This is a genomic window from Pseudoalteromonas sp. NEC-BIFX-2020_015 (assembly GCF_012952265.1).
In the GTDB taxonomy this organism is placed as follows: domain Bacteria; phylum Pseudomonadota; class Gammaproteobacteria; order Enterobacterales; family Alteromonadaceae; genus Pseudoalteromonas; species Pseudoalteromonas neustonica.
In genome coordinates, this window is record NZ_JABCJL010000002.1 from 307,518 (window position 1) to 329,850 (window position 22,333).

General features: G+C 40.8%; 17 protein-coding genes and 3 rRNA genes. 5 read left to right on the plus strand and 15 right to left on the minus strand.

Going from position 1 to position 22,333, the window contains the following annotated elements; all coding sequences use genetic code 11:
- Position 1: 1 nt before the first annotated feature.
- From tdh to HH219_RS02885, 4 genes are all read right to left on the minus strand, one after another.
- The gene (tdh, locus tag HH219_RS02870; protein ID WP_054204359.1) at positions 2-1,027 is read right to left on the minus strand and encodes an L-threonine 3-dehydrogenase; all 1,026 of its coding nucleotides are present in this window, start codon (positions 1,025-1,027) and stop codon (positions 2-4) included.
- 51 nt (positions 1,028-1,078) lie between these two features.
- Positions 1,079-2,275 carry a glycine C-acetyltransferase gene (locus tag HH219_RS02875; protein ID WP_054204360.1) on the minus strand — a complete coding sequence of 399 codons (1,197 nt, stop codon included), beginning with the start codon at positions 2,273-2,275 and terminating at the stop codon, positions 1,079-1,081.
- A 141-nt stretch (positions 2,276-2,416) separates the two neighbouring features.
- Positions 2,417-2,974, minus strand: a complete 558-nt coding sequence (gene gmhB, locus HH219_RS02880; RefSeq protein WP_054204361.1) for a D-glycero-beta-D-manno-heptose 1,7-bisphosphate 7-phosphatase — start codon at positions 2,972-2,974, stop codon at positions 2,417-2,419.
- The gene (locus HH219_RS02885; RefSeq protein WP_169326569.1) at positions 2,971-4,047 is read right to left on the minus strand and encodes a glycosyltransferase family 9 protein; all 1,077 of its coding nucleotides are present in this window, start codon (positions 4,045-4,047) and stop codon (positions 2,971-2,973) included. Before HH219_RS02885 ends, gmhB begins: the two co-directional genes overlap by 4 nt.
- Before the next feature lie 127 nt (positions 4,048-4,174).
- On the opposite strand from HH219_RS02885, the gene HH219_RS02890 reads away from it, so the two are divergent.
- Positions 4,175-4,897 carry a 3-deoxy-D-manno-octulosonic acid kinase gene (locus HH219_RS02890; RefSeq protein ID WP_169326570.1) on the plus strand — a complete coding sequence of 241 codons (723 nt, stop codon included), beginning with the start codon at positions 4,175-4,177 and terminating at the stop codon, positions 4,895-4,897.
- A gap of 36 nt (positions 4,898-4,933) precedes the next feature.
- Here the strand turns inward: HH219_RS02890 and hldE are convergent, their stop codons facing one another.
- Together hldE and HH219_RS02900 are read right to left on the minus strand one after the other, a co-directional pair.
- Positions 4,934-6,373 carry a bifunctional D-glycero-beta-D-manno-heptose-7-phosphate kinase/D-glycero-beta-D-manno-heptose 1-phosphate adenylyltransferase HldE gene (gene hldE, locus HH219_RS02895; RefSeq protein ID WP_054204364.1) on the minus strand — a complete coding sequence of 480 codons (1,440 nt, stop codon included), beginning with the start codon at positions 6,371-6,373 and terminating at the stop codon, positions 4,934-4,936.
- The gene (locus HH219_RS02900; RefSeq protein ID WP_054455089.1) at positions 6,373-6,963 is read right to left on the minus strand and encodes an SIS domain-containing protein; all 591 of its coding nucleotides are present in this window, start codon (positions 6,961-6,963) and stop codon (positions 6,373-6,375) included. Before HH219_RS02900 ends, hldE begins: the two co-directional genes overlap by 1 nt.
- 364 nt (positions 6,964-7,327) lie before the next feature.
- Here HH219_RS02900 and waaA point away from each other — a divergent pair, with 364 nt between their 5' ends.
- Together waaA and HH219_RS02910 are read left to right on the plus strand one after the other, a co-directional pair.
- Complete coding sequence (gene waaA, locus HH219_RS02905; protein ID WP_169326571.1) at positions 7,328-8,605, plus strand: lipid IV(A) 3-deoxy-D-manno-octulosonic acid transferase; 1,278 nt, start codon at positions 7,328-7,330, stop codon at positions 8,603-8,605.
- Complete coding sequence (locus HH219_RS02910) at positions 8,598-9,161, plus strand: DUF1415 domain-containing protein (RefSeq protein WP_169326572.1); 564 nt, start codon at positions 8,598-8,600, stop codon at positions 9,159-9,161. Before waaA ends, HH219_RS02910 begins: the two co-directional genes overlap by 8 nt.
- Before the next feature lie 35 nt (positions 9,162-9,196).
- Here the strand turns inward: HH219_RS02910 and HH219_RS02915 are convergent, their stop codons facing one another.
- The 4 genes from HH219_RS02915 to purL form a co-directional block, all read right to left on the minus strand.
- Positions 9,197-9,532, minus strand: coding sequence for a YdbL family protein (locus HH219_RS02915; protein WP_169326580.1), 336 nt, complete (start codon positions 9,530-9,532; stop codon positions 9,197-9,199).
- Between the two features lie 9 nt (positions 9,533-9,541).
- The gene (locus HH219_RS02920; protein ID WP_054204369.1) at positions 9,542-9,724 is read right to left on the minus strand and encodes a YnbE family lipoprotein; all 183 of its coding nucleotides are present in this window, start codon (positions 9,722-9,724) and stop codon (positions 9,542-9,544) included.
- Positions 9,717-12,179, minus strand: a complete 2,463-nt coding sequence (locus tag HH219_RS02925) for a YdbH domain-containing protein (RefSeq protein ID WP_169326573.1) — start codon at positions 12,177-12,179, stop codon at positions 9,717-9,719. The genes HH219_RS02920 and HH219_RS02925 overlap by 8 nt, the downstream gene beginning before the upstream one ends.
- A gap of 112 nt (positions 12,180-12,291) precedes the next feature.
- Positions 12,292-16,176 (minus strand): phosphoribosylformylglycinamidine synthase, encoded by a 3,885-nt coding sequence (gene purL, locus HH219_RS02930; RefSeq protein ID WP_169326574.1) that lies wholly within the window; start codon positions 16,174-16,176, stop codon positions 12,292-12,294.
- 210 nt (positions 16,177-16,386) lie between these two features.
- On the opposite strand from purL, the gene mltF reads away from it, so the two are divergent.
- On the plus strand, positions 16,387-17,841 hold the full coding sequence (gene mltF, locus HH219_RS02935) for a membrane-bound lytic murein transglycosylase MltF (protein WP_249118430.1): 1,455 nt from the start codon (positions 16,387-16,389) through the stop codon (positions 17,839-17,841).
- A gap of 317 nt (positions 17,842-18,158) precedes the next feature.
- On the opposite strand, the gene tadA is transcribed toward mltF, so the two are convergent.
- Positions 18,159-18,662 carry a tRNA adenosine(34) deaminase TadA gene (gene tadA, locus HH219_RS02940; protein WP_054204372.1) on the minus strand — a complete coding sequence of 168 codons (504 nt, stop codon included), beginning with the start codon at positions 18,660-18,662 and terminating at the stop codon, positions 18,159-18,161.
- Between the two features lie 179 nt (positions 18,663-18,841).
- Here tadA and HH219_RS02945 point away from each other — a divergent pair, with 179 nt between their 5' ends.
- Positions 18,842-20,146 carry an inosine/guanosine kinase gene (locus tag HH219_RS02945; protein ID WP_054204373.1) on the plus strand — a complete coding sequence of 435 codons (1,305 nt, stop codon included), beginning with the start codon at positions 18,842-18,844 and terminating at the stop codon, positions 20,144-20,146.
- Positions 20,147-20,162: 16 nt separating this feature from the next.
- Here the strand turns inward: HH219_RS02945 and glsB are convergent, their stop codons facing one another.
- The 4 genes from glsB to HH219_RS02965 form a co-directional block, all read right to left on the minus strand.
- Complete coding sequence (glsB, locus tag HH219_RS02950; RefSeq protein WP_054455079.1) at positions 20,163-21,086, minus strand: glutaminase B; 924 nt, start codon at positions 21,084-21,086, stop codon at positions 20,163-20,165.
- 682 nt (positions 21,087-21,768) lie between these two features.
- Positions 21,769-21,883: ribosomal RNA gene (gene rrf / locus HH219_RS02955) — 5S ribosomal RNA — on the minus strand.
- 57 nt (positions 21,884-21,940) lie between these two features.
- Positions 21,941-22,055 (minus strand): 5S ribosomal RNA (rrf, locus tag HH219_RS02960).
- A 190-nt stretch (positions 22,056-22,245) separates the two neighbouring features.
- Positions 22,246-22,333, minus strand: a 23S ribosomal RNA gene (locus HH219_RS02965); the annotation flags it as partial.

The following is a 22,333-nucleotide window of genomic DNA, read 5'->3' on the forward strand; positions in this document are numbered from 1 at the left end:
GCTAATCCCAATTTAAAATAACTTTACCTGATTGGCCTGAAATCATCATATCAAAGCCTGCTTGGAAGTCATCAATTGAATACTGATGAGTGATAATTGGATTAAGGTCTAAACCAGACTGAATAAGGCTGGCCATTTTGTACCATGTCTCAAACATTTCACGGCCGTAAATACCTTTAATCACCAAGCCTTTAAAGATCACTTGGTTCCAATCAACAGCCATATCTGATGGAGGAATACCCAACATGGCAATTTTACCGCCATGATTCATGTTATTTAACATACCATTAAATGCAACTGGTACACCTGACATCTCAAGACCAATATCAAAGCCTTCTGTCATACCTAGCTCTTTTATTACATCCTCAAGCTTTTCATTGGCAACATTAACGGCGCGAGTAGCACCCATTTTACGTGCTAAATCCAAGCGATATTCGTTTACGTCTGTAATAACTACATGGCGAGCACCCACATGTTTAGCAACGGCAGCAGCCATAATGCCGATCGGGCCAGCACCGGTGATCAAAACATCTTCACCCACTAAATCAAACGACAATGCGGTATGCACTGCATTACCAAATGGGTCAAAAATAGAGGCTAATTCATCGCTGATATTATCCGGTATTTTAAATGCATTAAATGCAGGGATCACTAAATACTCAGCAAACGCACCTTCACGGTTTACACCAACACCCGTGGTGTTGCGGCATAAATGTACTCGTCCAGCACGGCAATTACGACAATGCCCACATGTAATATGACCCTCGCCTGAAACGCGATCACCAACACTAAAACCACGGACTTCTTGGCCCATATCAACCACTTCACCTACATATTCATGGCCAACAACCATAGGTGTTGGAATGGTGTTTTGCGCCCACTCATCCCATTTATAAATATGTACGTCGGTACCACAAATTGCAGTTTTACGGATTTTAATTAATAAATCGTTATGGCCAACTTCAGGTTTTGGCGCATCTGTCATCCAAATACCGGGTTCTGCTTTTAATTTAGATAATGCTTTCATGAATCACACTCAATAAAAAACCGCGACAAAAGCGCGGCTTAAAATAATAAATTAGATAACGCCCATTTCTTTACCAATGCGGGTAAAGGCTGCAATTGCGGTGTCTAGTTGTTCAATGCTGTGCGCCGCAGAGATTTGCGTACGGATACGTGCTTGGCCTTTTGGCACAACAGGGAATGAAAAACCTGTAACATAAATACCTTCAGCCAATAACTTATCAGCCATAGCTGATGCGACTTTTGCATCACCTAACATCACTGGAATAATCGCATGATCTTTACCTGCACACGTAAAACCTGCGGCTTCCATTTGTTCACGGAAGTACTTAGCATTTGACCATAATTTAGCACGAAGCTCACTGCCATCAGCTAACATTTCAAGCACTTTAATTGAGGCCGTTACAATTGAAGGGGCTAGTGAATTAGAGAATAAATATGGACGTGAACGCTGACGTAGCCATTCAACAATCTCTTTTTTACCCGATGTATAACCACCCGATGCGCCACCAAGCGCTTTACCTAATGTGCCTGTAATAATATCAACACGATCTAACACATTGCAATATTCAGGTGTTCCTTTGCCGTTTTCGCCAACAAAGCCTACTGCGTGAGAATCATCAACCATTACTAATGCATTGTATTTATCAGCAAGGTCACAAACGGCTTCTAAATTACAAATAACACCGTCCATTGAAAACACGCCATCAGTTGCAATTAATTTATTTTTAACGCCGGCTTCGTCTGCTGCAATAAGTTGTTTTTCAAGGTCAACCATGTCGTTATTAGCGTAACGAAAACGCTTAGCTTTACACAAACGTACGCCATCGATAATTGAGGCGTGGTTTAATGAATCAGAGATAATCGCGTCATCAGGACCCAAAATCGTTTCAAATAATCCCGTGTTAGCATCAAAACATGAAGAATATAAAATGGTATCTTCAGTTTCTAAAAACTCACTGATTTTTTTCTCTAACGTTTTATGAATATCTTGTGTACCACAAATAAAGCGAACAGATGCCACACCAAACCCATGATCATTTAAGCCATTTTGCGCAGCTTGAATTAATTCAGGGCTATTGGCTAAGCCTAAGTAGTTATTTGCACAAAAGTTAATTACTTTATCTCCAGAAGCAACTTCAATTTGCGCTTGCTGTTGAGAGGTAATTATACGTTCGTTTTTATATAGGCCTTCGGCTTTAACATCTTCAATTTGCTGTTGAAGTTGGCTAAAAAATGCAGATGCTCTCATCTGTAGTCTCCAATTTATTGAACGGGGTTAGCGCGAATAATATAACGCGCAGCTCATCTTTGTGGCTATTGTAAAAGTTTAGCTAAACAAATGCACTGTTTGTAGTTCGTCGCAGAAAAAATAGGCTGCCATTAATGATCATTATTGAGGTAACAATATATGAGGCAAATCAGCTAATGAATCGCAAACATGGTGCGCAGACTCAATAACACTCATCTCAAAACGTTGCCCAGATCGTACAAGTACTCGCGTTGCAATACTCGCGGCACTTGCCGCTTGCATATCACTGATCTTATCCCCCACCATAATACTTTGCGCAGGGTCGATATTATGCTCTTTAATACCCTGTAATAACATGCCTGGAGCCGGCTTACGACAGTCGCACTCTTTAAGATAATTTGGCTGTGCGTTTTTAGGGTGGTGTGGGCAAAAGTACACATCGGTTACTCGCACATTGTGCTGATTAAATTGTGCAATCATCCAGTGTGTTAAAGCGTTGAAGTCCGCCTCATTATAATATCCACGGCCAATACCTGACTGATTAGTCACTATAATTAATTTATATCCAGCATCTACAAATGCTTTACAGGCTTGAAAAACGCCGGGTACAAATTCAAACTTTTCAGGCTCATAAACATAGCCATGGTCAATGTTAACCACGCCATCACGGTCTAAAAACAATGCTTTATTGGGATTCATAATGGTGGCTCTATATCATTATTTATTTCAAGAACAACCCTTTCAAACATGACAATCACATCATCAACTTGTATTTGGCTCATTAACTCACTGCCTTTAATGCGCGTGCCCCAAGGTAATTGTTCCGCTGTTTTGCCTGTTTGTTTAAGTAAGTTTTGATGATACACCTCAACCACATAGTCTTGGTATAAATACGGCCCAGTACGTTTTGGGTTTGAATGTGCATATAAGCCTATCACTGGAGTACCCACTGTAACCGCCATATGTGCAGGCCCCGTATCTGGAGCAAGCATCAATTCAGCACGTTTTAATACACATAAAAGCTCTTTGAGCTTCGTTTTACCCACTAAATTTAAAATAGGTGTTTGCGTATTAGCAATAATTTGCGCGCTAAGCTCAATTTCTAAAGGAGTAGGTCCGCCCGTAATAACGACATTAAACCCTTTACTATGTGCATGTTCAGCCATTTTTGCGTAACGCTCTGCTAACCAATTACGCTCTTTTTTACTGGCAGCTGGTGATATCACAAAAATACGCCCAGCTAAACGCTCAGCGCCAAGTAATTGATCCGCAATACCCTGATCTTCACAGCTTACGGGCATCTTCCAAGTAGGCTGATAATCAGGCACGCCGATGGCGTGAGTAAAGCCTTTAAAGCCTTCTAATACATGTGCTTGCTGCGCAGGTGCTATACGCTTATTAATAAATAAACTATGTAACTCTTTTGACCGCGCCCAATCAAAACCCACTTTTGTTTTTGCAGGAATACAACGTGCCACTAAGTTCGCGCGCAATGCAACTTGCATATGCAGCAAAACATCAAACATGCGACCTTTAAATTGTTGCTTTAACTGCTGATAAGCTACTTTACCTTGCTTTTTATCAAACACCACCAGCTCTACGCCAGGTAAACCAGCTAAGAGCATCGCCTCAATTTTTCCTACCACCCAAGTTATTTTGGCATTAGGGTGTGCTTTTTGAATTGCTTGTACCGCTGAAACGCCATGGCACACATCACCAATTGCTGAAAGTCTTAAAATACAGATGTCTGAATAACTAGGAATTTGGCTCACTGGCGCTCTTCACTTAACAATAAACTATGGCTTGATCTTAAATTAACCACTCGCTATTGCAAGCACTTATGCTCCGCTTTAAAACAGGTTAATATACCCTTATCGGTTGTTATAAAGTAAATACGCTATGTTTAACCAACAAACCATTAATGAACACATTCTTTTAAGTCATCCAGAGCACAGCGCCCAAGTTAGCTTAAACTGGTTTGATAATGAATATTGGCAGCAGCAAAAAAAAATTGTCGGTACAAAAAAAGGCCGCGCAACAGCATGGTTTTTTTGTCATGACAAATTAACAGCGGTACTCAGGCACTATTGGCGAGGAGGTTTAGTAGGTAAAGTATTGAGCGATCAATACTTGTATTTAGGCCTTGAAAAAACACGCGTTTATCAAGAGTTTAATTTGATGATGAAACTCACTGAGTTAGGCCTAAATGTACCAAAACCAATTGCAGCTAAAGTTTCAAAATGTGGTTTAATTTACCGTGGTGATCTTATTACCCAAGCCATTACAGGCGCTCAGAGTTTGCTTGATGTTTTAAAACAGCGCTCTTTTACCAAGCAAGAGGTAATAAAAGTAGCTAATACTATTGCCGACTTTCATAATCATGGCGTGTATCACGCAGATTTGAATATCAATAACATCCTGTTTGATGAAACAGGTGAGGTCTATATTATCGACTTTGATCGCGGCGAACTAAAAACACCGGCAAAAAAATGGCAGCAAGCTAATATGGCCCGCCTTGCTCGTTCGTTCAATAAAGAGCAAGGTCGTAACCAAGTGATGCATTGGCAGCAAAACGACTGGCAGCATCTTGAATATGCGTACCAGTCAGCCTTAAGGGATTAACTTAAGCTAATTGCCCAAGGTAACTAATTAAAATAGTTAAGCTTTAATTTTACTGATCACTTTAGATGTAGAACAGCCATTTAAAAATTCAAGCACCTCTACTTTTCCGCCATGGCGCAGTACGTGCTCCGCACCTGCAATTTGATCAACCGTATAATCGCCGCCCTTCACTAAAATATCAGGACTGATCTGTTCGATTAATTTAGCTGGGGTGTCGTTTTCATCTAAGCTACCAAATGGTATAACCCAATCAACTGAAGCCAGTGCACTTAACACCATTGCGCGCTCATCAAGCGGATTGATTGGGCGCTCAGGGCCTTTTAAGCGAGTAATTGATTCGTCATTATTTAAACCAACAACTAGACGATCACCTCGTGCTTTTGCCTGTGCTAAATAACGTACATGACCTGCGTGTAAAATATCAAAACAGCCATTCGTAAATACAATTGTTTCGCCATTTTGCTTAGCAAATTCAATATGCTGAAGCACATCATCAAATGGGGTTTGATAATGCTCACCCGTTTTTTGTAAATACTGACCTAGTTTACGGCTCAGCTCTTCAGGCGACACGGTTGCAGCGCCTAATTTGCTCACCGCAATCCCCGCGGCAAGGTTCGCTATTTCTACCGCATCTTTAGGCTTCATGCCCGCACCAAGCATAACAGCGAGGGTTGCAATTACAGTATCACCCGCGCCAGTTACATCACTCACTTCAAGCTGCTGTGCTGCAAAATCATGTTTTTCATTAGCACTAATAAGCGACATACCTTGCTCTGAACGAGTCAGTAGCATTGCTGCAACGCCCGCATCTTTGATTAACTGACGCGCACTGTCAGTAAGGTTTTTCTCAGAGTCAGTTTTACCACCAGCTAGCTTAAATTCATTTAAGTTAGGAGTAATGTAATCAGCACCACGATAAAGATTTAAATCCGATGACTTAGGATCAATTAATACCGTTTTACCTGCTTTTTTTGCCATTGTGATCATTTGCTGGATCAACGAAAGTGAGCCTTTGTTGTAATCAGAGAACAATACAAAATCATACTGATCTAGTACCAACTCTAGGCGATTCAACAACAACTGGCTATGCTGCTCTGTAAACATTTCTTCTAAGTCTAAGCGCACTACTTGTTGGTGACGGCTAATAACACGCATTTTTGAAATAGTCGGCAAATCGCATACACTCACAAGTTGTGAGTCAATACGCTCATCTGCCAGTATATTTTCAAGGATTTGACCGCTTTCGTCTTCACCAATCAACCCAAGCAGACCTACCTTGCCATCTAAACGAGCAATGTTCTTTGCCACATTGGCAGCGCCACCCGCTTTGTCTTCAAATTTACTAACTTTAACAATGGGAACTGGAGCCTCAGGTGAGATACGTCCTGAATCACCATGCCAGTAGCGATCGAGCATTACATCGCCAACAACCAGTATTCTCGCATTTGATAAATGTTTAAATAGCGCTAAATCCATTAACTTTTCCCCGCTACAACCATATCAATCGCTTCACAAAGCCAATGGCCAATAAACATGTGCGCCTCTTGAATACGGGCGGTTTCATCATCTTTGATTATGATCGGTAGCTTAGCAATATCTTTTACTTTACCGCCATCACGCCCAGTTAACGCAACGGTGTAAGCACCAATCTCATTTGCAGCCGCTAACGCTAAATTAATGTTGGCACTAGTACCTGAGGTTGTTAAACCTATAACTAAATCTTCAGGCTTGCACAGTGCAAGAACTTGGCGCTCAAATACAGTGTCAAAATGATAGTCGTTACTATGCGCCGTTAAAATTGACGTATCGGTTGTTAGTGCCATTGATGCCAATGGCCCACGCTCTAATTTATAACGCACAACAAATTCTGCGGCTAAATGCTGCGCATCTGCTGCGCTGCCACCATTACCAAACCATACCACTTTGCCACCAGCTTCGAGTGCGCTATGACACACTTCAAGCAATTGCATGACTTGTGGATGGTACATTTGCATTGTTTCAAACAATGCTTGGTGACGTGCTAGACTTTCAAGGTAGCTGCTTGCTACTGAATCAACATTAGACATTTATAATCCTCTCAAAATTAGTCTGACTAGCTACTATCAAAAAGGCGTACTGATAAACAAGCATAGTCTTCACTAAACCACTATCACTGTGTGCGAAGCAGTTTTATATATTTTATTTGCGGCTACTACTAAAATGGTTTGTCGTATTAGGAGCCCTATAATGATGCATTCAAAGCGAGCTTCGGCTTTTTATAGCGGATTTAAATACCAACACTATTATTATTTTTGCAAAGATAACGAAATATTACCAAATTAGCGCTAACTAAACACCCAAAACTCTTTGATATAACGCTTTTTAACAATTTCATATTTTGCTTCTCAGTTATCCACGTTATCATTACACTTTATTATTTGAGGCTTAAAAATGGCACGTTTTTTTTATTCGCTTGTTCTTTACCTACTAAGCCCACTTATTGTTTTTTACGTCTATATACTGCGCGGTAGAAAAAATTCCGCCTATCGTGATCATTTTATGGAGCGCTTTGGTTTTATAAACGCTAATCTCTCCACTAATCCTCCTGTTATGATCCACTGTGCGTCAGTAGGTGAAGTACTTGCCGCATCGCCTCTCATTAAAAAATTACAACAGCAATTACCAAGCACGCCTTTACTTATTACGTGTAATACACCGACTGGCAGAGAGCAAATAAAGAATAATTTTAATTCATCGGTGCACCTATCTTACTTACCGATGGATTTTCCATGCGCAACAGCCCGTTTTTTAAAACGTACGAAGCCCGCCATGCTGTGTATTTTAGAAACCGAGCTTTGGCCTAATTTAATGGCTCAGTGTAAGCAACAAGGTATTCCCGTACTTGTACTCAATGCTCGCCTTTCAGAAAAATCACTGCAAGGTTATCAAAAGGTTGCTCCATTAAGTAAAGCTATCATGGACTCAATAACCGCTTTAGCAAGCCACAACCAAGATGATGCAAACCGTTTTATTAAACTGGGCTTAAATGCAGAATATATTCATATCACTGGTTCTATTAAGTTTGATATTAGCCCAACAATCGAGCAATTAGATAAGGTAAAACACTTAAAAAAGCAATACAACAACCAGCGCTTCATTTGGGTGGCAGGCTCAACGCATCCTATAGAGCATGCGTTAATTTTGAATGCTCATAAACAGCTTTTAAAGCACTCCCCAGATGCATTGCTGGTTATTGCACCACGCCACCCAGAACAGTTTGATAAAGTAGCTACATTACTTGAAGACTCAGCATTGAGCTTCAGCCGCCGTAGTAACAATGACTACCAGGGCGAACACGTACTTCTTGCTGATACTCTAGGTGAACTACAGTGTTTATACGGTATGGCTGATATAAGTTATATTGGCGGTAGTTTAATTGAGCGCGGCGGGCATAACCCGCTCGAATCTGCCGCTTTTTCAGTTGGCGTTTTAACTGGCCCTCATACTTATAACTTTAATCATGTTTACCCTGAGCTAATTGCACTGGGTGGCGCTAAAAAAATCACGAGTACCGAGGAATTAAGCCAGCAACTTATTACACTTTGTCAGCAACCTTTACTTTGTATACAGCTAGGCGAACGCGCTGCACAGTGTGTTGCAAATAACCAAGGTGCTATCGCTAGGACTACCGCCATCATTAATGAACATTTAGAGCCACGTAATGACTGAATTAATAAACCTAAGTTTACCAGAGCAACAAACCCGCGAGTGGGTTTCAAGCGTCATTGTTAAATACAATTTTTGCCCATTTGCCCGTAAAGAAGTTGAGAGTAACTGCATACATTATCAAACAAGCGGTGCCACCAGCATTGATGATGCTGTTATGGAAATGATTGAGCAATGTATTGAACTCGATCAGCTGCCTGAGCGTGAAACTACATTGCTCATGTTTGAACAAGGTTTTACTGATTTTGAAGAATTTTTAGATCTCGTTGATTTAGCTAATGCGCTGTTAGTCGCTCAAGGGTTTGAAGGTAAATACCAAATAGCGAACTTTCACCCTGACTATGTATTTGCAGACAGTGATGATAGCGACGCAGCCAATTATACTAACCGCGCGCCCTTCCCAACCTTACATTTAATTCGCGAGGCGAGTATGAGTGCCGCGTTAGATGAGTACAACGAGCCTGAGTCAATTCCAGAGCACAACATTAACCTAGCACGTCGTAAAGGTATCGATTTTTGGCAAACCTTATTAGAGAACTGTAAAAAACCGAGCATGTAAGCTCGGTTTTTAATGTCCTTAAGTAATCACTGAGTTTATTTTTTAACCCATTCACCATTAACTTCAACGAAGTGCCCTACTTGGGTTTTTTCAATCGTTTTTGCAGCTGCCAACGCCTCTACTTGCGCAAGTGATAGATTGTTCTTTTTAGCGAGTTTTAAATACTGCGCTTTACGCTTGGCATTAATTTCATCAACGACTGTTTTAGCTTCAGCGTTTTGAACTACTAATCCTAAATAACCAGAGCTATCTTCACCAACTAAGCCTTGGCTTTTTGCATCATCTAAACTAATAGCCCATGCAGAGAACGACAAACAAGCGGCACTCAAAAGTGTGATAAAATTTAGCTTTTTATTTTTAAATATACTCATCATTGCTCCTTAGAATAATTCACTGTCATCACTAAATAAACTGTCGAGTTCTTTATCAACTTTAACGCGAATTTCATGATCTACTTTCACATTTAAGTTAATTGTTATTGGTTCTTTAGCTGCCACTTCAACGCGGTGTGTGCACGCGCTTAGTAGCCCCAACGCCGATATAATTACTAACCATCTAGTCATTCTTGCTTCCTTTTGTTGAATACTCTTGTTCAACTTTTTGCGTAATTTCGTCACTTAAACGCAAGGCTCTGAGTAAAGTAAAAACGTTCTCTTCATGATTGTAGTTAAAGTTAACTTGTTGCGCTTGCTGTTGATTATAACCTTGTAAGTTTACTCCCAAAGTCATCCAACCATCAGGCTTTAAATTAACACTGCTATTAATTTTTTTAATATCCAAATCTTCCAGCAAGCCCAGTACTGGGCCAAGTTCTTGCTGCTGGTCTTTAACCGCATTGAATGCTGCGTTATCTGTGATCAGCAACTTTGCTGTTCCTTTATTGACAAGTTCACCGCCTCGCACTTCAATGCCTGCGTCAGTAAAGTAAACAGGTAGTTGACCTGCGACTCTACCGGTTAAACTTATCCCCGATTTTTCATCAAGTGTGATCAGCTTACTTGCGTCGATATTATCAAACTTAACCAACGCTTGTTGGGGTTGATTTGTTAAACGATACTCATCAAGTAAAAAATGCCCACCCATAACATTGCCAGAGACATTTAAAAGCGCAGGCACGTTTTCCTGAACTTGCCAATACCCATTAAGTTGCTCAACAACTGCGCCTGCACGTAATTCATTAAGCTCAAATGTAGTAGGTTCAACATTAAGCTGCCCTGAATCATACCGCCCCATAAATTGAGTATTTAGCTGCTTAGCAAGGTAGTCTGTGTACAAACCACTAACACCCGTAACCTGTAAGGAGATATCTGCCTGCTGCAGATTTATATCGCCAGTAATACGCCCGCTGATAGTCCCATCAGTTAAGGTTGCTAACGGTTCAAACTGATGAAGCAGTGGATTAAGCTTAGTCACTAATTGATCCGATATTATAACTTCAAAGGGGTGAGCAGTACTGCTCATATTATGGCTGGCAACTAACTCGATGCCGTCTATAAATATGTGATGCGACGCTTGTAAAGCTCTGCTTTGCAGACCTTGTGAACTAATGCGAATGTTTTTAAATTTGAACTCGTCACTTTGCAACATGGCCAACTTAGTTTCACTGGTTAAATCAAAAAACAGCTCCCCAACAGATAAACTTCCCGCTGCGGTTAACTGATTAGTAAGTTGAGTCAGTTTAATACTCCCTACTTTAACGATATCTAACTTACTTGATAAACTCGCTGTTAAATACTGATCACTTTGCAACTTAGCTTTTAATGTAGCGTGGTAATTATCAAGGAGGATATCGTCCACTTTTAGTTGCGCTAGCGCCAGCTCTGCTGATAACTCAACTTTGGGTTGTTCGCCCAATGCGTTACTTATTAAAAAATGCCCTTGCGTATTCACTTTTTGTAAATCAACAGCGATAAAATCAGGTAGCGTAGCCATTTTTAATTGGAAATTACCATCAACATGATTGTTGCTAGTATTCGCGGCTATTTTCAATTGGGTAATATCATCGCTGGTAAATAGTAAATCCACTTGTGCTGATAGAGTCTCCAAGGCGCTATTGATGTCCACAGCTAACTGCTGAATACGCATCTGTACGTGTGACTCTCCCTGCAAAGTTAGTTCATTCGCTGTCAATTGAGTGCCTTGCAGAGTGATTTTGTTGGGTAAAGTTAATTGCCAACTTAACGGTATTTGGTCAGCGATAAATTGCTGCTGCGCAGGATTAGTAATAACACCGTTTAAACCTTGTAAACACTCATTTTTAGCGTTAAATGTACTTGTTAATTGCTGAGCATCTACATTTATTAATTTAGTATTTAAGTGATAGTAACTACTTACATCGCCGTTACTTTTAACTGTCATCGGACAACTATCAATGACAGAGGAGAAACCAGCATCTAGCTTAGACTTTAACTTCAACTCAATACCATCAAAAGTAAAACTATGCTGACTCGTGAAATTAAGGCCTGCGAGTGAATTTGCTGTTGTCGCTTTCATTTTAGTTAGTAGCGTATCATTAAGCTCAATATGCCCCGATACTTTAGTCTTTGTTATTTTAACATCCGCTTTTACGTCACCAGCTACAAAAAACTCATTGATCACTGACTCATTAATACTGAGAGTTAACGGTTTTTGTAACTGAGCTTGCGTGATCTCTAATCGGTTTATATGTAATAACGGGCGACTTTGCGGTAACGCCAATACAAGCTTTTTAGCTGTTGATGACTCTGTTGAAGTATCAGAATTTGAGAGTATTAAATTCGCACGGTCAATCGTAATGTATTGGGTATTTACTGTAATATCTGCTAACTCTAACTGTTGCCCTTGATAAATCACACATGCCCGTTGCACGTGTAAATCTAATTTAGTCGTTAATGACCAGTCTAAGCAATGCAGCTCGACGCCAGAGCTACTCAATGTTGGCGCTATAAAATGTAAAGTGATCGGCATACGAAAAACATAGCCAAGTGTGATCACACTCATCAATAAAACTAATAACCCCCAACCAACACGCTTTAGCATATTATCCTTAAAATAGTCACGTTGACCTTTGTACAAGTTAAACAAAAAAGGCTGCACAATGCAGCCTTTTATTTTATCGCTAAAGTATGAACCTAGCTTGTATAAATGTAAATTAACCTACATTTTTACGTGCGTTACGGAACATACGCATCCACGGGCTATCTTCTTTCCACTCATCTGGGTGCCAAGAGTTAGCAACAGCACGGAAAACACGCTCAGGATGCGGCATCATTACTGTTGCACGACCATCCGCTGATGTGATACCTGTAATACCTTCTGGCGAGCCATTCGGGTTGTTAGGGTATTGCGTTGTTGGTTTACCGTGGTTATCAACAAACTTCACTGCCACAGTACCAGACTCAAGCGCCGCTTTAACAGCTGCATCGTTTGCAAATTCAGCATGACCTTCACCGTGTGAAACAGCGATTGGCATACGAGAACCAGCCATGCCATTAAAGAATACAGACGGATTTTCTTGCACTTCGACTAAGCTAAAACGTGCTTCAAAACGCTCTGATTTATTAGTCACAAAACGTGGCCAATGCTCAGTACCAGGGATCAATTCTTTAAGTGTTGATAGCATCTGACAACCATTACATACACCTAAGCTAAATGAGTCTTGACGCTCAAAGAAGCTTTGGAACTGATCGCGTGCCATATCATTAAACAAGATTGATTTAGCCCAACCTTCACCAGCGCCGAGTACATCACCGTAAGAGAAACCACCACATGCCACTAAACCTTTAAACTCTTCAAGACTTAAACGCCCTTCAAGAATGTCGCTCATGTGTACATCAACGGCTGCAAAACCAGCACGGTTAAACGCTGCTGCCATTTCTAAATGCGAGTTAACACCTTGCTCGCGCAAAATGGCCATTTTAGGCTTAGCGCCTGTAGCAATATAAGGTGCTGCAACATCTTCGTTTAAGTCAAAGTTAAGTTTAACGTTAAGACCCGGGTCTGTTGCGACAAATTTGGCATCAAATTCTTGCTTAGCGCAATCAGGGTTATCACGGCGTGCTTGCATTTGGTACGTTGTTTCAGCCCAAATAGTACGTAATTCTGTACGCGTATTACTTAATACAGCGTTGCCACCGCGATTAAATACCACGGTATCATCTTTGTTTAGGGTGCCAATTTCGTGGCTGATTGCAGTAATACCATGCTCTGCAAATACCGCATTCACAGCAGCTAAATCACTATTAGCTACTTGAATAACAGCACCAAGTTCTTCGTTGTAAAGCGCTTCGATATCTGAACCTGTTAAACCGTCAAGGTTTACAGTAACGCCGGTGTGACCCGCAAATGCCATTTCAGCTACAGTGGTAAATAAACCACCGTCTGAACGGTCATGATAAGCAAGTAGCTTGCTATCGGCGACTAGCGCTTGCATTGCATTGTAGAAGCCTTTTAATAACTCAGGGCTATCAACATCAGGTGTTACATCACCCAATTGCTTATAAACTTGCGCAAGGCTTGATGCGCCCATACGATTTTTACCCGCGCCTAAGTCAACTAAGATAAGTGACGTTTCGCCTTTATCTGTACGTAGTTGCGGAGTAACCGTTTTACGCACATCATCAACACGGCCAAATGCAGTGATTATCAATGATAATGGTGCGGTTACTGATTTTTGCTCACCACTTTCATCCCATTGGGTTTTCATCGACATAGAGTCTTTACCCACTGGAATAGTTAAGCCAAGCGCAGGACAAAGTTCTTCGCCCACAGCTTTTACTGCTTCATACAAACCAGCATCTTCACCTGGGTGACCTGCTGCAGCCATCCAGTTTGCTGAAAGCTTAATGTTTTCAAGGCTACCGATATTAGCACACGCAATATTAGTTAATGACTCAGCCACCGCTAAACGTGCTGATGCACCGTAGTTAAGTAATGCCGCTGGCGTGCGCTCACCAAGTGACATAGCTTCACCATGGTAAGTATCATATGTAGCAGCTGTCACTGCACAGTTAGCCACTGGTACTTGCCACGGACCAACCATTTGGTCGCGTGCTACTAGACCTGTTACTGAACGGTCGCCAATGGTAATTAAGAACGTTTTTTCAGCAATCGCTGGCAAACGTAATAAACGTGTTGCCGCTTCACTTACATCAATACTCGTTGTATCTAGTGCTTGACCTACAACTTGCTTTGATTGTGCTTCACGGTGCATTTTAGGTGCTTTACCTAGTAATACATCTAATGGTAAATCAACTGGGTTATTATCAAAATGACTGTCAGCAACAGTTAAATGACGCTCTTCAGTGGCTTCACCAATCACGGCATACTGTGCACGTTCGCGCTTACAAATAGCTTCAAAACGGTCAAAGTTTTCAACGCCTACAGCAAGTACATAGCGCTCTTGAGATTCGTTACACCAAATTTCATGTGGTGCCATGCCCGGCTCATCATTCGGAATATCACGTAACTGGAATTTACCACCACGGCCACCGTCATTTACAAGTTCAGGGAATGCATTCGATAAACCGCCTGCGCCCACATCATGGATAAACGCGATTGGGTTATCATCACCTAACTGCCAACACTTATCGATTACTTCTTGGCAACGGCGTTCCATTTCTGGATTTTCACGTTGTACTGAAGCAAAATCTAAATCTTCGTTTGATTGGCCTGACGCCATTGATGAAGCAGCACCGCCACCTAAACCAATGTTCATCGCAGGGCCACCGAGTGCAATCAGCTTAGCGCCAACAGGGATTTCACCTTTTTGCACATGATCAGTACGAATATTACCTAAACCACCAGCCAGCATAATAGGCTTATGGTAACCACGTACCTCTAGACCATTATGACTTGTCACTTCTTCTTCATAGGTACGGAAATAACCAACTAAGTTTGGACGACCAAATTCATTATTAAACGCAGCGCCACCTAATGGCCCCTCTGTCATAATGTCTAGCGCAGTAACGATACGCGCAGGTTTACCAAAATCAGTTTCCCACGGTTGCTCGTAACCAGGGATACGTAAGTTAGATACAGTAAAGCCAACTAAACCCGCTTTAGGCTTAGAGCCGCGACCCGTTGCGCCTTCATCACGAATTTCACCACCAGACCCCGTTGCTGCACCAGAGAATGGGGCTATTGCTGTTGGGTGATTGTGCGTTTCAACTTTCATCAGGATTTCAATATTCTCTTGATGATACGCGTATTCGCCTTCAACATTTGGGAAGAAACGACCTGCTTTAGAACCTTTCATTACTGCTGCGTTATCTTTATAAGCAGATAACACGTTTTCAGGGTTAAGCTCATAGGTGTTCTTAATCATCTTAAACAGTGATTTTGGCTGTACTACACCATCAATAGTCCAATCTGCATTAAATATTTTATGACGACAATGCTCTGAGTTTGCTTGTGCAAACATAAATAATTCGATGTCGTTCGGGTTACGCCCTAACTTTTGGAAGTTTTCTACCAAATAATCAATTTCATCATCAGCAAGCGCAAAACCTTGCTCAACGTTTGCTTTAGCAAGTGCTTCACGCCCACCACCTAAAGTGTCAACCGATGACATTTGGCTCGGTGCGTCGGTACGGAACAACTTAGCAGCGTCATCAAATGCGCTATGCGTTGCCTCAGTCATACGATCGTGTAATAAAGCGGCAGTTTGGTTTAATTGTTCGGCGTTTAAATCGCCTTCAACATAATAAGCAATGCCACGCTCAACACGGTGTACTTGAGTTAACCCACAATTATGTGCAATATCCGTCGCTTTTGAAGCCCATGGCGAGATTGTGCCAGGACGAGGTGTTACTAACACCAATGTTCCTGCTGGTGTATGTTCGGCAATCGTTGGACCATAGGTAAGTAACTTCTCAAGCTTAATTTGCTCGTCACTTGAAAGCTCTGCAGTTAGATCTGCAAAGTGTGCATACTCAGCGTATACATTAGTGACTGGAAGTTGCGCCTGTTGGCAACGGGCTAAAATTTTCTGAACTCTAAAATCGGAAAGTGCTGGTGCACCACGAAGGATCAACATAGGTATTTTCATCCGGGGTTAGGGATTGAACGATATTTTAGACGGCCATTATAGTTCAAATAGGGTTCATATTTAACTCAAAATTACACTTTTCATCAAATTATCTTCTAAATTTTATACTACAGGGAATAAACGCAATAAAACCAATCGCCAAGTGACGTCATCACTTAGTTTTGATATAAGTGTATTATTGGATTTAAGGGGCTCGCTATGTTCAAACAAAAGCTAATTACAATCATTACGTTAGTAATGTTTTTGTGTGCATGCGATATGCAGCAGCAACAATCTCAACTCAGCCAGATAAAAACTCAAAATAAAATCAGAGTAGGCACCCTCGCGGGCGCAAGTAACTATTACCAAGCAGTCCAAGGTGAGCAAGGCTTTGAATACGAACTTGCGCAAGAGTTTGCTAATCACCTTGGTGTTGAACTGGAAATGGTGCCGTTTTTTAATTTATCAGATATGTTCTCACGCCTTGATAGTGGTGATTTAGATTTAATAGCCTCTGGTTTAACCTATAATAAAGTCAGAGCCCAAGACTATCGATTTGGTCCAACCTACCGCACAATAAGTCAAAAGCTTGTTTATAAACAAGGTCGAGTTCGCCCACGTGACTTTGATGATCTAACAGGTAACCTAACTGTCCTTTCAAAAAGTAGCCATTCATTAGCATTGCAGCAGATAAAAAACACGCACCCAGATATTAGTTGGCAAGAAACTGAAGATCTTGATGAAGAAGAGCTATTACAAGCAGTGATAGATGGCGAAATAGATTACACACTTGCAGATTCTCATACGCTTTCACTATTTCGACGTTACCACCCCAATCTAAGTATTGGTTTTTCTGTTACTCGCAACGATCCTATTGCGTGGTTATTGCGTAAAGATGGTGATGATTCCTTATATGCGTTAATGGTGCCATTTTTTGGTGATGCCAAACAAAAAAATCAACTATATGTTTTAGAAGAGAAATACTTTGGTCATGTACGTCAGTTCAATTATGTGAATACGCTTGCCTACATAGAGGCAATTAAAGAAACACTCCCTAAATATCAACCTTGGTTTGAGCAATATGCTGGCAGCCTAGATTGGCGCTTATTAGCGGCTTTAAGCTATCAAGAGTCCATGTGGAATCCACGAGCGAGGTCGCCTACAGGTGTGCGCGGTATTATGATGCTAACGCGTAATACAGCAAAACAAGTGGGTGTAACTAACCGCCTAGCGCCAGAGCAAAATATAAAAGGAGGCTCTGAGTACTTAGCTAAACTTGTAAAAAGAATTCCAGATAGAGTTCCACAACCTGATCGTACTTGGTTGGCTTTAGCCTCATACAATATTGGTTGGGGTCATGTAAATGATGCCCGCATAATAACGGAGCAACAAGGCGCCAGCCCTGATAAATGGGCTGATGTAAAAAAACGATTGCCGCTACTCATTAAAAAGCGTTATTACCGAAAAACCAAGTATGGCTATTCTCGCGGTGATGTTGCAGTTAAGTATGTAGACAATATTCGTCGCTATTATGATGCGTTAGTTTGGTTGGATGAAAATAATGCGATTAATGAAGCACCAATACTGCTAGCTCCTACAGATCTAAATAATGACAAGGCGGAACCTAAAAAAGATCAAATAAAAGCACCTGTAATGACTAAAAGTAAGCAATAAAGTAGAGCATAGTGCGACTCACACAACTTTAAATAAGATAAAACAGTACAAACTAAAATATCTATTTACTTGTCACCAAATGATCACTAATGTGTAGTATCAAGTATATAATTAAATTATATCTTTCTCACTCTCACATTTTCAGGGGAAACCATGCTGAAACGTCGTCGCACACATTCGTTTAAACGGAATGTTATTTATTCATCATCTACCCGTCGCAGAATAATGCTGCGTAACCTGCAGAAAAAAGTAATTTGGCGTCGTAGAATGTTTGCCATGCAACAAATGGCGGAATTAAACGTTGCAGCCCCTGTAGGTTAAACCTTCAGGTCTCGCAATGCCTGCTTTGCAGCTTTTATTTCTCCTCGGCGACGTTTAAAAAAATCTGAAATGGTTTGACCGCATAAATCACTTAATACCCCAGCTTCAACTTCAACTTGATGGTTTAATCTACAATCTTGCAATAAGTTCATTATAGAGCCCGCAGATCCTGTTTTTTCATCCGCCGCACCAAATACCAAACGCTTAATCCGACTGTGTACCAATAATCCTGCACACATAGAGCAAGGCTCTAAGGTTACGTATAACGTACAGTCAATAAGGCGATAATTATTAAGCACCTTACCGCCTTCACGTATCGCAATCATTTCAGCATGTGCTGAAGGATCATTATCTGTAATAGATCGATTATAACCAGCAGCAATAAACTGGTTGTCTTTGACCAGCACCGCACCGACGGGAATTTCATTTAGCTGCTCAGCTTTTTTTGCGAACTCTAAGGCCTGTGTCATCCAGTATTGGTCGTTCAATAGCTCACTCATTGACTTAATCTTTTGCTAATTATTGTTTAATTATACTCATTTAGAGATATAAAATCATAACCATACTGATTAGTGATAAAAATAAAACAAATTAAAACCGCTTTAGCATGGCTCATACAGTGCAACTTGCGATATAATCCCTCGCTTTTTTTATTTAGCTCACAACACACGGGTAGCAAATGAAATTTCCTGGACGCCGCAGGCATAAACATTATTTTCCAGTGGAAGCAAAAGATCCACTTACTAATCAACTCAATGCCAGTGATAGGTTGCACCGCAGCTACATCACAGGTATAGATCAAATCGTAGTTGATATAGAAGCTAAAGTCGATCAAGCTTTCCTAGACGAATTTCAACTGCGCCGAGGTATGTCGCAGGTTATTGATAATGACATAACCAATGCATTATATGATCGTTTAAAACTCAACGACATGATCGATTATGAGTTTGCCGGTGGTACCATTGGCAATACCATGCACAACTACTCAGTACTAGCAGATGATCGCTCTGTACTGTTGGGCGTGATGAGCGAAAATATTAAAATTGGTAGCTACGCCTATCGTTTTTTATGCAACACCTCAAGTCGCGTAGATCTAGATTATCTGCAACCTGTAGATGGTCCAATCGGTCGTTGTTTCACACTCATTGACGATACTGGTGAACGTACCTTTGCGATCAGCGCAGGTTTAATGAATCATTTACGTCCTGAATCAATCGATCAAAACCTCATCGAAAACTCATCTGCGTTAGTGATAAGTGCTTACCTTATGCGTACACAAGGCAATGAAACTATGACCGAAGCTACAATGCAAGCGGTCAAATATGCAAATGATGCCGACGTACCGGTAGTACTTACATTAGGGACTAAATTCTTAATCGAACAAGACCCTACTTGGTGGGCGAACTTTGTCGATAAGCACGTTGATATTTTGGCAATGAATGAGGAAGAAGGGCTTGCAATAACAGGCTTTGAAGACCCTCTGCTCGCCGCAGATAAAGCACTTGATTGGGTCGATTTAGTGATCTGTACCGCAGGTGAGAAAGGCTTATTTATGGCGGGCTATATCGATGAGCAGTTTAAACGAGAAACTGAGTACCCATTATTACCTGGCGCAATACCAGATTTCAATCGCTATGAATTTTCTCGTGCTATGCGCAAAGTTGACTGTCAACAGCCTACCCGTGCATATAGCCACACAGCACCATTTATGGGTGGCCCAGACTCGATTAAAAATACCAATGGTGCAGGTGATTGCGCACTAGCAGCCGTATTACATGACTTATCTGCAAATGTTTATCATAAACTCAATGTAGGTAATTCAGCTAAGCACCAACAACCAGCAATGACTTACTCATCATTATCACAAATAAGTAAGTATGCTAACCGAGCTAGCTTTGAAGTATTGGTTCAGCACTCCCCTCGTCTATCTCGTGGCTTACCGGAGCGAGAAGATTGCCTTGAACAAGTTTATTGGGAACAATAGCCCCCTTGGTATTTATTTAAAATATAGAGATATCAAGCTTATTAGATAGCAGCTCCAATGCTGCTATTCCAGCAACAGAATTACCAAATGAATTTAACCCAGGGGACCACACAGCCACTGTAAATTTATTAGGTAAAACGGCTAAAATTGTTCCTGACACACCTGACTTTCCAGGCATTCCAACCCTATAACCAAAGTCCCCAGCTGCATCATATAAGCCACTCGTAAACAACAATGAATTTAGTTGCTTACTCTGAAGGCTAGAAAGGACTTGGCGGTTTGAAGTATTATCAACCCCCTTATTTGCTAAAAAATTATACGCTTTAGCGAGTTCAATGCAGTTTAACTCTATCGCACAAAAGTTAAAGTATGCCCACAATACATCATCAACTTCATTATTAAAGTTACCAAAGGACTTCATCAAATGCCCCATCGCGGCATTACGGTGACGAAACTCATACTCAGAGCTAGCAACTTTTTTATCGATACGAATCGTTTTATTTCCTGATAAAGTTCTAAACGCTTCTAACATGGAATGCATCGGTGCCGATAATCGACTATATAGCGCATCACAGGTCACGATCGCACCTGCATTAATAAAAGGGTTACGTGGTATACCTTTTTCAAACTCAAGCTGCGTTAGCGAGTTAAATGCAGTTCCTGATGGCTCTTTACCTACTCTCTCCCATAACTCGTCACCATAGCGTTGTAACGCTAGCGTTAAAGTCATCACTTTGGAGACTGATTGAATTGTAAAACGTTTGGAGCAATCACCAGCACAGAATGTCTGACCGTCAGTTGTGTAAATCGCAATTGAAAATTGATTAGCATCCACTTCAGCTAACGCAGGAATATAATCAGCAACTTTACCCTGTGAGAGTAATGGCTGTACATCTGCGGTGATGTCATTTAATACTTGTTGATAATCAGAGGTAGGCAATTTGACCCTCACTGGAATTGTAAAGAGAGATAAAATTCTATCATGTTAACTTCAAACGAGGTAACTTTGTTACTCTAAGTGTAAATTTCACAAAGAAAAAGTTCTTCAAAATTAAAAAGCTACACCACCCTTCATCCTGTTATAAGGTATATCTCTGATGTAATACCAATCTGCGTTGATATGGGGTCTATTTAATGACAAGAAAATTGCGCTATAACTAGGCAAAAATTTTTATATCTAGTTGTTCTAAATAAAAAATCTTTAACGACATTATAGTCTTGATTTAATTCGTTAAATTGTTCAAATATTTATGCAGATTGGTATAATAGCCTTCCTTTCAATTCTCTCGTGTTCGGCCGCAATCCCTCATGCTACGACTGATACCAATCGTGTTAAGTTAATGACCATTTATAGCGAAAGATAAATACAGTGATAACAAGGCAGATATTTTGACATGGTGTTGTTCTCGGCAATTGCTCCTGCATTGCTCTACCTCCTGCATACATGCAGTCGTACATGAAAAATTACTAACGCAGTTAGCGCTTTATTTAGTCCGCTAGAATGGTTAAATATTTAAGCCGATTAGTATGAGCCTGTTTATTTTTTAATTGACCGGTTACATCACTTTCTTCCAAACGAAAAAAAGCCGCTTCATCTCTGAAGCGGCTTTCTCTAATTTAAATCCTGGCGATGACCTACTTTCACATAACAAATGCTACACTATCATCGGCGCTGTTTCGTTTCACTACTGAGTTCGGCATGGGATCAGGTGGGTCCAAAACGCTATTGTCACCAAGAAAATTCTTTTCTATTTTCTTATTTTTATATTTGCGCAATGCGACTTTTAATTTGGAGCCTGGCGATGACCTACTTTCACATAACAAATGCTACACTATCATCGGCGCTGTTTCGTTTCACTACTGAGTTCGGCATGGGATCAGGTGGGTCCAAAACGCTATTGTCACCAAGCAAATTTGGTGTCAGTTCGTATCTCTACGCACTAACTAAAATTTGAAAATGCTGATAATTGTTTTCTTACAACTTTAAGCTTATCGCTTACAGCTGTTAGTAAATCTACTTTAGTTGTCGCGATAAATCACGACCTACAATCTTAACTTCTTGCGCTATCAACTATCACATAAAACGCGTTTGGCGTTGTATGGTTAAGCCTCACGGGTAATTAGTACAAGTTAGCTTAACATATCACTATGCTTCCACACCTTGCCTATCAACGTTGTAGTCTCCAA